8 protein-coding genes and 1 pseudogene are annotated in these 14,720 nt (G+C 63.0%); 2 read left to right on the forward strand and 7 right to left on the reverse strand.

Annotated elements, in window-relative coordinates:
- The first annotated feature begins 69 nt into the window (after positions 1 to 69).
- Complete coding sequence (locus ACK8CO_RS14795; RefSeq protein WP_414897115.1) at positions 70 to 987, forward strand: DUF4123 domain-containing protein; 918 nt, start codon at positions 70 to 72, stop codon at positions 985 to 987.
- 2 nt (positions 988 to 989) lie between these two features.
- Here the strand turns inward: ACK8CO_RS14795 and ACK8CO_RS14800 are convergent, their stop codons facing one another.
- From ACK8CO_RS14800 to ACK8CO_RS14820, 5 genes and pseudogenes are all read right to left on the reverse strand, one after another.
- On the reverse strand, positions 990 to 2,405 hold the full coding sequence (locus tag ACK8CO_RS14800) for a phospholipase effector Tle1 domain-containing protein (protein ID WP_414897116.1): 1,416 nt from the start codon (positions 2,403 to 2,405) through the stop codon (positions 990 to 992).
- Position 2,406: 1 nt separating this feature from the next.
- Positions 2,407 to 3,021, reverse strand: a complete 615-nt coding sequence (locus ACK8CO_RS14805) for a hypothetical protein (protein WP_414897117.1) — start codon at positions 3,019 to 3,021, stop codon at positions 2,407 to 2,409.
- The gene (locus tag ACK8CO_RS14810; RefSeq protein ID WP_414897118.1) at positions 3,018 to 3,719 is read right to left on the reverse strand and encodes a GAD-like domain-containing protein; all 702 of its coding nucleotides are present in this window, start codon (positions 3,717 to 3,719) and stop codon (positions 3,018 to 3,020) included. The genes ACK8CO_RS14805 and ACK8CO_RS14810 overlap by 4 nt, the downstream gene beginning before the upstream one ends.
- Before the next feature lie 322 nt (positions 3,720 to 4,041).
- Positions 4,042 to 4,763 (reverse strand): annotated as a pseudogene (locus tag ACK8CO_RS14815) (IS5 family transposase); the annotation flags it as partial.
- Between the two features lie 792 nt (positions 4,764 to 5,555).
- Positions 5,556 to 5,825 carry a hypothetical protein gene (locus ACK8CO_RS14820; protein WP_414897119.1) on the reverse strand — a complete coding sequence of 90 codons (270 nt, stop codon included), beginning with the start codon at positions 5,823 to 5,825 and terminating at the stop codon, positions 5,556 to 5,558.
- Between the two features lie 359 nt (positions 5,826 to 6,184).
- Here ACK8CO_RS14820 and ACK8CO_RS14825 point away from each other — a divergent pair, with 359 nt between their 5' ends.
- On the forward strand, positions 6,185 to 7,930 hold the full coding sequence (locus ACK8CO_RS14825) for an OFA family MFS transporter (RefSeq protein ID WP_414899030.1): 1,746 nt from the start codon (positions 6,185 to 6,187) through the stop codon (positions 7,928 to 7,930).
- 610 nt (positions 7,931 to 8,540) lie between these two features.
- On the opposite strand, the gene ACK8CO_RS14830 is transcribed toward ACK8CO_RS14825, so the two are convergent.
- Both ACK8CO_RS14830 and ACK8CO_RS14835 read right to left on the reverse strand, forming a co-directional pair.
- Complete coding sequence (locus tag ACK8CO_RS14830) at positions 8,541 to 10,154, reverse strand: sulfotransferase (RefSeq protein WP_414897120.1); 1,614 nt, start codon at positions 10,152 to 10,154, stop codon at positions 8,541 to 8,543.
- Entirely contained in the window at positions 10,151 to 14,104 is a 3,954-nt protein-coding gene (locus ACK8CO_RS14835) for a glycosyltransferase (protein ID WP_414897121.1), read from the reverse strand. Before ACK8CO_RS14835 ends, ACK8CO_RS14830 begins: the two co-directional genes overlap by 4 nt.
- Positions 14,105 to 14,720: the final 616 nt, after the last annotated feature.

Raw genomic sequence — 14,720 nt, forward strand, 5'->3', positions numbered from 1 at the left:
TTTCGTCGGATCCGCGCATGCTCCGGGGACAGTTTGATGATCTTTGCGGCAAAGGGGAGATCGCGCTCAATGTCTCGGACGAGTCTCATTTCAAGGGGCGATCTGCAAAGGCACCTCGCGGCGTCGGGGTCCACCTTCGCGCTTCTGGATGCGGCCCGTCTGCCCGGCCTGGTCGACCGGCTCGAGGGGCGCGGATACGAGCCGCTTTGCCTGTTCCAGGGGGCGGCGGCGGAAACTCTTGCCGATGCGGCCCCCTATCTGGTGCGGCTCGAAGGCGACAGCGATCTGCTGCGGCATTTTCTCGACGATGGCGACCTGTACTGGGCGATGTGGCGCAAGCGGCCCGGGATCCTGATCGAAACCGGAATGACGGCCGGGGCGCTCCGCAAGCATCTGCGCAGGTTCCTGCGTGTGAGCATAGACGGCACCGCCTTCTTCTTCCGGTTCTGGGAGCCCGCCGCCGCCGCCAGCTACTTTCAGGCGCTGACATCGCCCGCCCGGCGCGCGCCCTGGTTCTTTCCGCGCGAGACCGGACAGATCGAGGCCTTCCTGATCCCCGATCCGCGACGGGACGGTCTTAAGGTCGAGGATATGGGACCTGTATCGCGTGCGGACGTGCCAAGCCCGCGCCCGGCCTTCACCCTCGATGCCGCGGAGCTGGCGGCGATCCGCGGGGCCCGCGTCGAGGACGATCTGATCGAGATGGAACGGCTCATGGCCGAGACCTTTCCGGCCGAGACCGGCGCGCTGGCAATCGAGGACCTGCGGCGCGGCCTGCGCAGGTCGGTGGGGCGGGCACGGGAATTCGGGATCCGCCAGAAGCGGAATGCCTTTCGGCTTGCCGCCTGGGACCTTCACTGCGCCGGTCCCTTCGAGCGCACGGACCCGACCGGCGAGCTGCGGCGCATTCTGGAGATGCCCCATCCCGAAGCCGACAAGATGCGGCGCCTGACGGACCAGATCGGCCTGATTGAAGGCAAGGCCTGAGATCAGACGGCCAGCCCCGGGCGGTTCGGATACTCGATACGGACGTGATCCTCTTCGGGGGCATGGCCTAGCCGTTCCCCGCTCAGGGAAGCCCCTCCCTTCATCGAGACATGGCCGAAGTTTCGCAGCACGAAGGCCCGCTCCTGGCCGGTCAGGCTGCCGCTCCGGATCCTGGCCTCATAGGGTCCCAGGGCTTCGGGAATGCGGTAATCCTCGTTCTCGGTCGGCAGATCCAGGAGGGCGCCCTCGACATGATCTGCCGCGGCTTCGTGCATCATGTGAAGCGCGATGCGCGACAGGCCAAGCTGCACCCATGGGCGGTCGAGAAAGATCCTCTCGTCATAGGAAAACAGGTGGCGCCTGAAGGTCTCGAGCCCGTACCGCACGACCACGACGCTTTCCTCGATGGGCGAGAGGTCACGGACAACACCGCCTTCGGTTTCATCCGGGGAAATCCAGCCTTCGCGGACGAAGATCTGTCGCAGCTCGGCGAAATCGTCGGGCAATTCGGCACTGCGCGCCGCCTCGGCCTCTTCGCGTGAGGAGAACATCCTGCGCCGGGTGCTTTCCAGCGGGGCCAGATCACCCGGATCCCGGTAGCCGCCGCCCACGTCAGAATGGGCGCCGGGCAATTCGAAACTGTCCCCGCCGCCGGGCAGGTTCCGGTTCAGGCGGAAGTTCCTGCGATATTCGTCCCCTGCGGTGAGGTGATAGATGCGGTGGGTGACCTGATCGCTGCGAAGGTGGATGTTCAGCGGATCGTTGTCGTCATCCGTCGCCGTGCCGATCGCGGCCACCGTATCGAAGATGCCGACGAAACGCAGCTCGACCGTCAGCCCCCTGGGCAGCGTTTCCTCGTAATCCCCGATCCCCCATGGGTCATAGACCGCGCGACCGGCGCGAATGCTGTTGACGAAGTGCCGCGCGGCGGCGGCACCCCGGCTGAAGCCGAAGACGTCGATCACCACCTTCTCCAGCGCCGGCGGGCCGCCCATCCGGCCGATCTGCCGCAGCACCTGCCTGAAGCCTGAAAGTACTCGCGCCTCGACGCCACTTTTGCGTCCTTGCCCGAAGGCGTATCCGGTCATGTCGTCTTCTTCGCCGCGGTTCGATCCGGGGCCCTCGACATAGATCGACCAGAAGCTTCTTGCGGCCCCGCCGCAGGCATTTGGCTCGTCGTATTTCGTCCCGCGCTTGTAGAGATCGTAAAGCAGCGCCGGGTTCGAAAGCGCATTCCGATAGCTCCCATCGGCACGATTGGCCGCCAGCACGTTGAAACGATTGTTCAACGTGCCATCGAAGAAGACCCCGATTTCCAGTATCGTTTTCGGGCAGGATTGCACGAGATTGCCGGTCTCTCCGTCCGGAGCCCTTCCGGCGGCGGCGGAGGCTGCGGTGTCGATATCCATCAGCCCCATGTCATTCCCCTATGGGAGAGGGACATTTCGCGGCCTCAAGACCGGCGAGATAGTCCTGATGGCTGAACTTCATCACATAAGGCAGTTCGGGGAAGTAGCCCGTCTGCGCCTTCCAGTCCTTGTCCGCTGCGGGAACCCGCTCCCCGCAGACCGTGATGACATCCCGCCGATCGGACGGCGATCGCCCGACCCGGTCCGATCCGATCGTCAGTTCGCCATTGGGACCGAAGAGAACGGCCAGTTCATAGGCATCAAAGGCGATGGTCAGTTCGCGGATCGGGATCTCGACGCTGGCGCGCCAGGATTTTCCGGTGGGAAGCTCGACCCATTGCGCCGACAGGCTCCAGACCCCGTCCCGGTGCCTGTCCTGCGGAACGCTGAGCACATTCGTACCCGCCATGCGCGGCAGGCGGCGTTCCGCCTCGCTGGCCGCGATGAACGGCGAGACCGGCTTCAGGGGCTGTTCGATGGAAAAATGCGTGACGACGACCGGCGATGTGCTGTCACTGCCGAAGCCGAGCGTCAGGCTCTCTACGGCCTCGACCGCATTCGCCGGACAGAAGAAGATCAGGAGACTGGCACAAAATAGTCCGGAACCGGATGAAGGCACTGTCATTTCGAACCGTTTCCTTTCGGCTGTCCGGGGAGGCCGTCCCCGATGAACCTGATCTGAGGGGATGTGCGCGACCAGTCGACAAGACTTATCCGCATCTCGGTGTAGACCGCCTCCTGCCAGTCCTCGACCTCGGCCACCACGTAACGCTCGACCGGCGTTCCCCCGGCCGGGGGCGGCACAGGCGTCGTGCCGTAGATCATGCCCAGAGGCAACGGGCCGAGCCTTTCGACGAGGCGCGCGTGAACCATCTGCTGTTCGGGGTCGAAGGCCTCGATGAGCTCTGGCGGCATCCGGAGGACGTATTCGATGAATTGCTGATCCGGCGGCATGGTCTCCGACCCCGTCAGGTTCGGCATCTCGAGTGCGGCCAGTGTCGGCATGAGAAAACCGTAACCATGGCGTTCCGACCAGAGCACAAGCTCGCCGAGATCTCCGTAAGCGATGGCATGGGTGCTGCCACCCAGGTCGGGATCGGTCTCGAAGATGTGGGACATGAGCCCCGCGAGACGCGCCGGGTCTGCCAGATGCAGCCGCCCTCCGGCCAGAGACGCGAAACCGCGTGTGGTCCAGATCCGGATCAGGGCATTCGGCAGTCGGCCGGTCCATCGCCGTATCACGGCGTCCGGAATCGGTATGAAATCGTCGGGTGCAGGACCGAGAACCGCGTCTATCTCGGCATCAAAATCGGTTCCCGTCATGAAACACCCCTGAACCCATCAATGGCATTCGCTTAACATGGACATGAGCAGCGCTCAAAGCTCGGTTTGTGCTCGACTGAATTCAAAGGGGAAACAGGCGGAACGTCGCCATCCGCACCCCGCAAAGCGCAATCGCATTCGCAATTTCCGGCAGAAGGTCAATCTGAACAATGCGTTGTGAAATTTGGTATCTGCTTTGCTTTCCCATTTCGAGAAATCTGCTGCCGGAACAGTATTCAACCTCGGGACAGGATTCCGGACCAATAGATGACGGTGGTGATCCGAGCGAGGGCTGAGGGTAGGGGGGGCTCTTTCTTGACCCTATCCAGAAGATGACGACTGCGGCGAGCCGGATGGCAGAGAAGAAGGCCTCCGGGCAGCGGTCGTATCGTGTGGTGAGGCGGCGCCAGTCCTTGAGGCGACCGAACATGATTTCGATGCGGTTGCGCCGTTTGTAACGACGCCTGTCATATCAGACGATCTTCATTCGTCTCTTTCGATCCGGGATGCAGGTTCGTATGTCTTTGTCTTTCAAGGCTTCCTCGAACCAATCAGCCTTCGGCAGCTGCGCCGGAGGCGCCGCCGCGCCCTTGTCATCGCTCACCTGTCCGGCCGTCATGAAAAGCTGGACCGGCTGGCGTTTTTGTATCGCTGGCGGCGTGCACTCTGGTGGTCATGCTGCCTGTCCGGTGTCCCATCTGACGCTCTCGCCCCATTTTTGATCCGTAGGCCCGAGGTCGCAGGATTGGCTTTCAGAGACCTGCGCAGGCGTGTTTGAATGCAGGGCATTCGCCTGTTGACGTAGATCATGATCGTCTTGTGTTCGGCTTCTTCGGAGCCCGCGTCGTCATGATCCGGGCAAAGACACCATTGTCGCTCCAATGCTCCCAAAGGTTGTAGAGGGTTTTCGCATGGCTGTATTCTCGGGGCGCGCTGCACCACCGCAAGCCATTGAGATCGATTAATATTGTTGCGCTCGGTACATGCAAATCATCGACGCGAGGGGGCATGGCTCTTGGGCAGGAGCGGCGTCAGGCGTTCCATCTGGGCTTCGGAAAGCCAGGATAGGGTCGATCCCGCTCCCGCGGGGCCTGATTCCCCCAAGAGATTGAAATCAATAGCTCCTGCGCCTTCTGGATCCGGGAACTTCTTGTCTGGGCCTTGTGGCATGAGCACGCTTCCTTGCCCGTCGGCACCGCCTTCCTTTCGTTTTCTGGAACAGTTCTCGCCGCCCCCTCAGGCCCGCGTACCCGAAGGAGGTGAGCATGGAGAATGTATCGCATGGCCAGATCATCGGGATAGACAAGAGCCGCGACGGGCTGGATATCCATTGCCGCCGTCGGCTGGTCTTGCGCTATGTCCTGTTTATCTCGGCCTGCGCTCTGGCCGCGACCGTCATGTATGTGTTGCGAGGCCTGACTCTGGGCGCTGTCTGCATTCAGGGGATTCCCATCTGCCGTGAGGTCTTGTTCAAGATCGAAAACGGAAGCGCTCTTGAGCAGACGGAGGCCGACCGACGCGCAATGGGCGCGGATCAAGGGGGACCTGCCCGGACGAGATGGGCTGCCCGAGCGGTGCTGACAATCGGTTGTTTGTGGATGCATGGTTGTGGCTGGCGTGGACGGCCGCGTCTTGGCGCGATCTGTCATCCGCGTTCGGCAAGTTTAGGGCCGCACAGGCGCGGGTCGGCAGACCGGCGATGGTGGGGGGAGTGCCTTTTCAATGAGAGGGGAGCGGAACCCGACCTCGAATACATCCTCATCGACAGCACCATTTGGCAAGGCCCATGCGGGTATGACAGTCAGAAAGGGGGCTTCTGCTCACGGGAGCGGGTGTTCACGTGGCGGTCTGACGACCAGGTCCCATGCCGGAGCCGATCTGCCGGGGCTCCCGCCGCGGCTGATCCCGGCCGCCGGGCAGCGCGACGACTGCCTGCAGGCCATGGTGCTGATCTGCGGGGACGAGGGCGTTTGCCGCGTCATCGCCGATGCGGCCTGCGACGCAGGGGCTTTGGGCGGGAAGATCGAAGACGACCTTGGGGGCAAGGCCCAGATCCAGACCAGCCCGTCCCGCGCGATCGAGCCTCTCGTTGATGCCGACCTCCATGCTGAACGCCACAAAGCCGGGAACCCTTCTTGGTGGATCAAGCGCTTCCGCCGGACCGCCTTGCGATGCGCTCACCCCCCCCTTCAATCTTCATCGGGTTCGTCTTCGTCGTCTCCGCACTCGATTGGCTCAGGTGAAAGCGGACCGGGCCCGGGGGATATTTGCGGCCGGCCTGAAATGGCGGGCTTTTACGCCGCGGCTTTTCCATCCGACAACTCGTCCGAGTTGACAGCGTCCACCGTGCTTTGCAGGCTCCTTCGGCATGGTCTGACATGCCGGCCGGATTTCCGACGAGCGCGGGGAGGGCGTTCCCGGTCAGTCCGGCCCATATAAAGGGAGGAGCAAAAATGACGAAGGATATGGCGGGCGGGGGCCAGGGCTCCGGCGCGTATCGGTGGCTGCGTGGCATCCTGCACAAGGATAACATCGTCGCGCCCGCGGGCTTCAACAGGTGGCTGGTGCCGCCGGCATCCATCGCGATTCACCTCTGTATCGGCTCGGTCTACGCGTGGTCGGTCTTCAATCCGGCGCTGTCGCGGCAGCTGGGCGTGGTGGCGCCGGCGGCCGAGGACTGGTCGCTGGGCGCGGTGGTCTGGATCTTCTCGGTGGCCATCGTGTTCCTCGGGCTCTCGGCGGCTTTTGCGGGCAAGTGGCTTGAACAGGTGGGCCCGCGCATGGTGGGCGTGGTCGCGGCGCTTCTGTGGGGCGGCGGTTTCATCGTCGGTTCGCTGGGGATCGCGACACATCAGCTCTGGCTGCTCTATCTGGGCTATGGCGTGCTTGGCGGCTGCGGGCTGGGGCTGGGCTATGTCTCGCCGGTCTCGACGCTGATCCGCTGGTTCCCGGACCGGCGCGGCATGGCCACGGGCATGGCGATCATGGGGTTCGGCGGCGGCGCGATGATCGCGGCTCCGCTGAAGGGCTGGCTGCTCGATCTCTTCGAGCGGGCGCCCGCCTATCTGGGGCCGCGCGAGGCAGTGACGACAGTGACCGAAGGCGGCCGTCTCTTTGCCGAAACGGCCAGCGGACGGCTCGAGGTGGTGATCGCCTCGGCGGCGCAGGCGGCGGAACTGCCCGGCGGCGGCGAGGCCGGGGTCTATGTCGTCGGCACCGGCGATACCGGCGCGGCCGCGACCTTCCTCGTGCTGGGGCTGGCCTACCTTGTCGTGATGATCATCGCGGCCTTCAGCTACCGCGTCCCGCGCGACGGCTGGAAGCCTGCCGGATGGCAGCCGAAGCCCGCGGGCTCGGGCATGATCACCCAGAAGAACGTGCATATCGACCAGGCGCTGAAGACCCCGCAATTCTGGAAGCTCTGGGTGATGCTCTGCTTCAACGTGACGGCCGGGATCGGGGTGATCGGGGTCGCCAAGACGATGATGTCGGACATTTACGGCACCACGATGCCCTGGATCGTGAGCGGCGCCTTCGCCTCGACCTACGTGCTGATGATCTCGGTCTTCAACATGCTGGGAAGGTTCTTCTGGGCCTCGGCCTCGGACTATATCGGGCGCAAGCTCACCTATGCGACCTTCTTCCTGCTGGGCACGCTGCTGTACCTGTCGATCCCGTTCTTCGCGACGGCAGGGTCGGCGAACCCGTCGATCCTGTATCTTGCCGGGTTCTACATCGCCACGATGATCATCTTCTCGATGTATGGCGGAGGCTTTGCGACGATCCCCGCCTATCTGGCCGACATGTTCGGCACGATGCATGTGGGCGGCATCCACGGCCGGCTGCTGACGGCCTGGTCGACGGCGGGGGTGCTGGGACCGCTGGCGATCACCTCGCTCAGGCAGATGTCAGTGGGCAATGCCATCGAGGATCTGGCGGCGAAGGTCGACGCGGAGGCCTTCCGCGCGGCCTTCGGCGCGCCCATCGCGCAGTTGCAGGAGCTGGTGGAGGCCAAGACCGTGACCATCGCCAAGCTGATGGAGATCGCGCCGCCTGGCACCGTCGACCCGACGCCGGGGCTTTACAACACGACGATGTACTGCATGGCGGCGCTGCTGGTCGTGGCCTTCTTCGCCAATCTCGCGATCCGGCCTGTGCGCGCGCGCCATCACCACAACGAACCTGAACTGGCCGCAGTGCCCGTCGAGTAAATCCGTTCCTCCGGGGCGTGCTTACGCAGGCCCCGGAGCCCCCGCGCATACAACGCAAAAGCAGGAGGTCGGCACCGCATCGAGCAGACGATCCTGCACGGGGTTGTCTTTGCCGCGGGCGGTCGTTGCAATCCGTTCTGAAATGTCGGTCGGGGCCGAGCATCGCGCCCTATAGGCGCCCAAGAATGGCCCCTTGTCTGGTATGGCTTGCCGGGGACGTCGTGGCTTCCAGGCCGCGCCGCGGCCCGGGCAAGTTGAGCCGGCGCGAGACATTAAGCTCCGGCGCTCGTTACGGGTTGTGATGATGTCGCAGTGATGGCTGCAGGCGCAAGGTTGACTGGATGGCGCTCCGGCGCGGCCGGAACAAGCCTTCAGCCTTCACCGGTATGCTGGGTTTCAGTCGGCTGTCCTTTGTGTGGTTCGCCGACAACGAGCAGTGGGCGGCAACAGTCCGCCGGACTGTCACCTGCTTCCTCCTGACCGACGACTTCGCACGCAGGCCAGAGACTCTCAGCGGTCTGACACCCTAAGAATGGCCCCGCAAAGTCCGGACTTCAGAGCCAGGCAAATTCAGCGTCACCCCGATCTGCCAGGTGACGTGACTGAACATCTAGATTTCAGGCACGGCTTTGATGCCCGGCGCATAGACGGGAACGTCCTGCCGCCGCATTTCCTCGATCCCGTCGAGGGCAGCGTCTATGTCCGTGAAATCAAGATGCCGCAGCTGCCAGGGGGCAAAATCCCACCACCGGGCCTTCAGCAGGCGCGCCACCGTGCCCTCGTCGAACCGCGTTCCGATCGGGCGTGCGGGTACTCCGCCGACGATGCTGTAGGGGGCGACATCGCGGGTGACAACGGCTCCGGCCCCGATGACCGCGCCATGGCCGATGGTGACACCGGCGATGATCGTGACACCGTGGCCTATCCAGACATCGTTCCCGATGGTGGTTTTCCGGATCACCGCCTTGCGAACGGCCTGCTCGGCCTGCCGGGTCGGCGCATCGGCGTCGTATTCCTCCTTCCAGGGGAAATCGCTGCCGCTGTTGATGCGGAACCCGCGCTCGTACTGGAACGGGCTCGTCGACAGCCAATTCGTCGGATGGTTGAACTGGCCGATATTTACGGCGCGTGCGATGGAACAGTAGCGGCCGATCTTCGTCTGATAGACATGCCCGTCAACGGCATATGAAAAAGCGCCCAGAATTGACCGGCCATGGAACGAGGCGCCACTGGCCCGCGCGGGCGGCTCGAAAGACAGATTGCCCGGTGCAAGACGGAAGGCATTGGCGCCGATATCCAGGCCCGCGGACCCCATCCGCTTGTGCAGAATGTCCAAGGCCGCGGGCGCTGAAATTGTTGCGGGAGCAGGGACGGCGGCAAGATGGACATGCTTGCGGGCGAATTCTTCGAAAGCCGCGGTTTCCCGGTCCCAGGCGTCCAGGCGTGGCCCGAAACGGTCCTTCAGGGCGGCAAGGGTGGGGCGGTAGAGTTCCAGCAGGTGCTCGACATCACCCGGGCGCACCGGTTGCAACCCGTCTACGCCGGTATCGATCCGGTCTTCCAGATACTGGCGGTCTTTACCTTTATTCGACGGCTTAAGCGACAGATCCTGAAATCCGTCGGGATCGATATCAAGCGATTTGCACAGCGCATGGAGACCGGCCTCGGGATGCGCGGCGATCTCTTCCTCGAAAATGAGGGTGGCGATCGCGGCCGGATCGAACTCTTCTTCCCAGGCTTCCAGGTGCTTGTCGTAAAAACCGATATCCCCGATGCCCAGGCGCCCGACGGTGTCGCGCAGGTATTCATGGCCCTTGATCCGCCCCCGGGCCCCGTGGTGGCCATAGGCCGAAATCGCACGGGAAACCGGGTGGCGCAGCGACACGATCAGGCGCAGATCTCGCCCGAGAACGCGGGCAACGGATTTGGGGATCTCGGGGTTGTGGCCCAACGGAGGCTGGTCCTTGTAGTGCTGCGCCCTGGAACTCCAGAAATACCCCGGTGTCTTCTCGCCGACCCAAAGATGATGCTCTGTCGCGTCCCTGAAATTCTCAAGATACGCCGCCATACGCGACGGTGACTGGTAGCCAACCTTGTTGAAAAACAGAAGTTCGATACGCTTTGGCAGGAAAACCTTCTGATGTTTCCGGAGGACGTCGTAAATCCAGGTGGAGCCCGCCTTCTGCGCGCCGATGATCAGGAAATTCGGTTTGCGAATGCTCATGCGATGCTTTTCAGATGTTTGATATTGTCATCGGCCGGCTCCGGGCGGGCGGCGAGGCGGTCCATATCGCCCGGCCGGGCGATCGAGAGCAGCAGGTCATCGAATTCCTCAAGGGTAGAGGCCATTCCGTAACCGGCCATCGTTGCCGCGCGAATGCCCGCGCGGTCGATCGCGCCGGCCCTGATCTCGGCAACCATCTCGGTCAGCGCACGCGTCCATGACTCCGGCCTGGACCTGACCAGCCGCAATCCCGGTATCTGGCCATGAACCGATCGGTAGACAGGGATGTCCGAGGCCAGGACCGGCAATCCGAGGGCGCCGTAGTCGAGTGCCTTGAGATTCGATTTGAAGAGGTTGAACGGATCATCGGTCAGCGGCGCAAGGCCGAAATCGAACCTGCCCGAGATGCTCTTCAGCCAGGGCACGAAGCGGGCATAGCTCTTTTCGCTGTCCGGCACGGCGATCCGTTCGGCCCATGGGGGAAGCGCATCGCCCTGGATGCCGATGATCGAGACGCGAAAGCCGGGATCGGCCTCGACCAAAGCCTCCAGCGCCGGGGCGATCAGATTGAAATCCTCGCGATGCGTCGCCGTTCCCATATAGAGCGCGCGCACGGTGTCGTCCTGTTCCCGGGGCGGAATGCTGCCGCGCCATAGTTGCTCGCTGATCCGGTTCGGCAGCAGCAATGTCTGAGGGTTCCGTGCCATCAGCTTGCGCCGCAACGGTTCCGTTGATGTCGTGACCATGGCCGCAGAGTCGATCAGGGCCTCGAGTGCCGGCCGATAGGCGGCATATTTCCCCGTGGGATCCTTGTCGGAGGGAACCGCCAGCAGATCGTCGTCAATGTCGAGGATATGAGAGATGCCGGATCTGCGCATCTCGTTCAGGAGGGGCGCGACCATCGTCGCCGGAATGACGTCCCTTTGCAGGATTACGCCGTCAACGATCCCGTCGCGCAGATTGGCCAGAAGGCTATCCGGCGTCATCCGCACGAACACGCATTTGCGCCCGGCGCCGTTGGTCGTGCGCTGCCAGATACGGATTTCCGTGGATGCGTTGGCCCGGTCCTGTTCCGGCGTGGCGGGGCAGACGACGGCGATCACGGGACGGTCGAGATGTTGCCCCGACGCGTTGCGATAGACTTCCCGATAGGCCGCCGACATGACCTTGGTCGTACGCCCGACGCCATGTCCTTTTTGCCAGCGCATGATCGCCATATCCGCGCGACGCTGCTCTTCCTCGTCAAAGCCGATCTCCAGAAGGCGTTCGTAAAGCCTGGGAATGTCACCATGGGGAACAACCCATCCCGCCCCGCTGTTGCGCGTGCGCGTGGCGACCGTCGGAAAATCGAAGACGATCGCCGGCACCCCTGCCGACCAGAGCTCGGTCAGTGTATGGCAGTATGTCTCGTCCCAGATGGACAGCACCGCCCCGATATGGGGCCTGATGCTGGCGACGCGCCGCGAGAATTCGTTGCGCTTATAGGTTCCGTGCATGATCAGCCGCTGGTGATGGGCGAGTTCCTCCGGGTCGGAAATCTTGCCGAGGATATGGAACTCCAGAAGCCCGGCACTGTCATGCTCCAGCAGGGCCTTGATGACGTCTCTGCCCTTGGCGGTGCTGATATTGCCGGGGACCAGGATGCGGACCGGTTTGCCATGCCTAGGATGGTCCCTCAACTGCTCCATCTCGGTGAAGTTGCGGCCATGGGGGATGACGAAGAAGCGGTGAGGATCCAGCGGCAGGTGCCGCAATATGAGATCGCGCGCGCTCTCGGACGTGGTGACATAAGCATCGCAGTCCCGAAGGGCCTCGGCAAAGCGCTGTCGCCAGACATGAACCCATGTTCCCTTGAGCCGCGGCATGCTGTCCGGGGCCCACAGTTCGATTGCACAATCCCCGGAGGTTTTCGTGCAGGTGCCGCCGCAGAACACGTTGCGCTCGTCCATCAGCTTGACGGTTGGACAGAGCGTATAGAAGTCGTGGAAGGAGAAGACCACACGGCTGCCCCGCGCCCTGGCCAGCGCAGGCAGGGACAGGCTGTGCCAGGCCAGGTGGCGGATATGGACGACACGCGGATTGGCGATGTCCAGCCAGTCGTGCAAGACGGCGTCATATTCACCGGAACGATGGGTGAGCGGGTCGACCGGCTCTGCCAGCTCGTGCGACCGGACCACCGTCATCCTGGAACCGTCCAGTCGGCTGAGCGTCATCTTCCGGCTGTCACAATGCAACAGCCAGGGCGCCATCTCGTCCGAGACCTCTGCCATGAGGTCCATATTCGTCTGCGGCGTGCCGCCCGTTTGGGTGGCCACGACATACAGGATGACCGGAAGCCCGGCATCCGGGCGGCTGCAATCCGCGAGGGCCTGGGCGGCACGGTATCGCGCCATCATCAGGTCCGAACTGGCGCTGAAGACGCGAATGGCAAGCTTGTATTCAGGATAACGCTCGTCGACGATGCGTCGTCCGGCGGTCAGCAGATCGGTCTTCGTCTCGCCGAAACTTTTCGAACGATCGTGGAAAACATAGGTCCTGTCATCGATCAGATGCGTCCATCCCGCACGTCCGGCGCGCATGCAGAAATCATTCTCTTCCCCGTACCCACGCGGGAAAGCCTCGGCATCCAGCGGACCGATCTCGTCGATGCACGCGCGGTTGACGAACATGCAAAAGCCGTTGCCCGTGGGCACAGCCGGATAGATGCCAAGCGAGCGACGACGGAAGGCCCGGGCATAGGTGATTTCATCGACCCCGTCAGGCAGCTTGTTGTCATTGCCGATATTCGGTGCGGAAAAGGCCCCGGCTCTGTCGGACATGGCCGTGACGGTCGCAACGCGCGGTCGCGACCCTGCCGCGCGCAGCATGCCCTGAGCCCAGCCGGGAGTGACCCGCGCGTCACTGTTCAGCAGGATCGCATGCTTCTTGCCGATCTCTTCGAGGCCACGGTTTATCGTCCGGGTAAAGCCCAGGTTGGTCGCATTGTGCAGAACGCGGAAGCCGGGCAGGCCGGCGGCATCGGCAAGGATGTCGGCGATACGCGGATCGGGGGAGGCGTCGTCGATCAGCACCACTTCCAATTCCGGCGGGGTGTGCTCCACTAGCCGTCGGATGCAGGTTTCGACGTCCTCCGCGGCGTTGTAGATCGGCACGATGATCGCCGTTTCGGAGATTGAGACCTGTGTCGCCCCGACATTCAGCGGATAGCGTCTCGTGCTTCCCGTGGAGGTGACAGTCTTTGTCAATTCCTGTCCGTCCGGCAGAACGACCGTCACGCTGTGCGGGCCCGGTTCCAGTTCGGACAGGAACAGCTTCAGCTCGAAACCGCCCAGCCCCCTGGACTTGCCATGTCTTGCAAGGTCGCTCCGCGGACGGTTGTTCCGAATGCGGGTCAGGAACACTCCGTCGACAAGCACCTCGACCTCGAAGAGCCGGCCCCGATTGAGCGTATCGGAGGCCCATCCCCGCAGGCGGTCTTCCGTGAGGCTCTCCAGCCGACCCTCGCACTTTGCCACCGGGGCCGGTTTCGGATGGTCTGTCGGGGAAACCTCCCGGATGCTGGCGGGCTCGATCTGGAGCATCTGCGGCGTCACGAGCTTTTCCAGAAGGACCTTCCGCGTGGCGGCCAGCCTGACCTCCAGGCGCGCGCCTTCAACAGGCCGGTCCGCGGGCACAGGGCAAATGAAACCGAAACGGCCGCTGCCGATACCGGCGTCCTCGACATCCTGCCGATGCCTGTCGGCCGTTACTTCCGTGGCAATCGGCGCGCCATCCAGCATGACATCGATGCGGACCGGACTATCGCTGCCGGTGTTCTTGATCCAGCCTTCGAGTGTGCCGTCGAATATTCTGTCAATATTGCCGATCCATTTCTTGCCTCGCTCGCGCGAGTTCGACAGATGGCGTAGCTTTGAAATTGAGGCACTCATTATATCGCGAAATTCTGACACTGTAACCTGAGATCCCTTATGGCATTCGGGGTTAAGCGGATACGAGGCTGCCTCTGGTGGCGGAAATCCTAGCTCCCTTGGGGCCAGTCTCGTCGCATATTCGGAATGTATCTCTGTACACAAATTTATTCCTTGCACTCAAGACGTTGCGTCATTGAGACGCCATCCCCGGCCGTGTCGGCGCTGGCGGTATGGGCCTTGGCTGACCTGCTTCGATCCAGCTTGTGCCTGAGGCGATCTCCCCGGAGAGACCGATTTTCGGCCCCCGACGATTTTCATCCGGGCGCACGATGCCGGACAGCTTCGGCAGGTGCGCATCGGACGGGCAGCCAACGTGGCAAGGCTCTGCCCATGTTTTCGCGGTCCGAAGGGGGCGGGCCAGGCATAGGGCCAGCCGCAATACGAGCCCTCGTCAAATCATGGTCCGCGGATGGGGGCCGAGCTCTTTTGTTATCTCGCGGACTTGCATGGCCGTAACTGTCACCCAATAGGCAATTATCCGCCATGGCCGACATGATAAGCCATCTGCATGGGGCAGATCCCATGACACCGGCGGCGCGCTTGCTCTGAGTGACGATTTATAAGCCTACGGGGGAATCGGGACTGACATACCGGC

The organism is Rhodovulum sp. HP10 (assembly GCF_047553435.1).
Lineage (GTDB): Bacteria > Pseudomonadota > Alphaproteobacteria > Rhodobacterales > Rhodobacteraceae > Rhodovulum.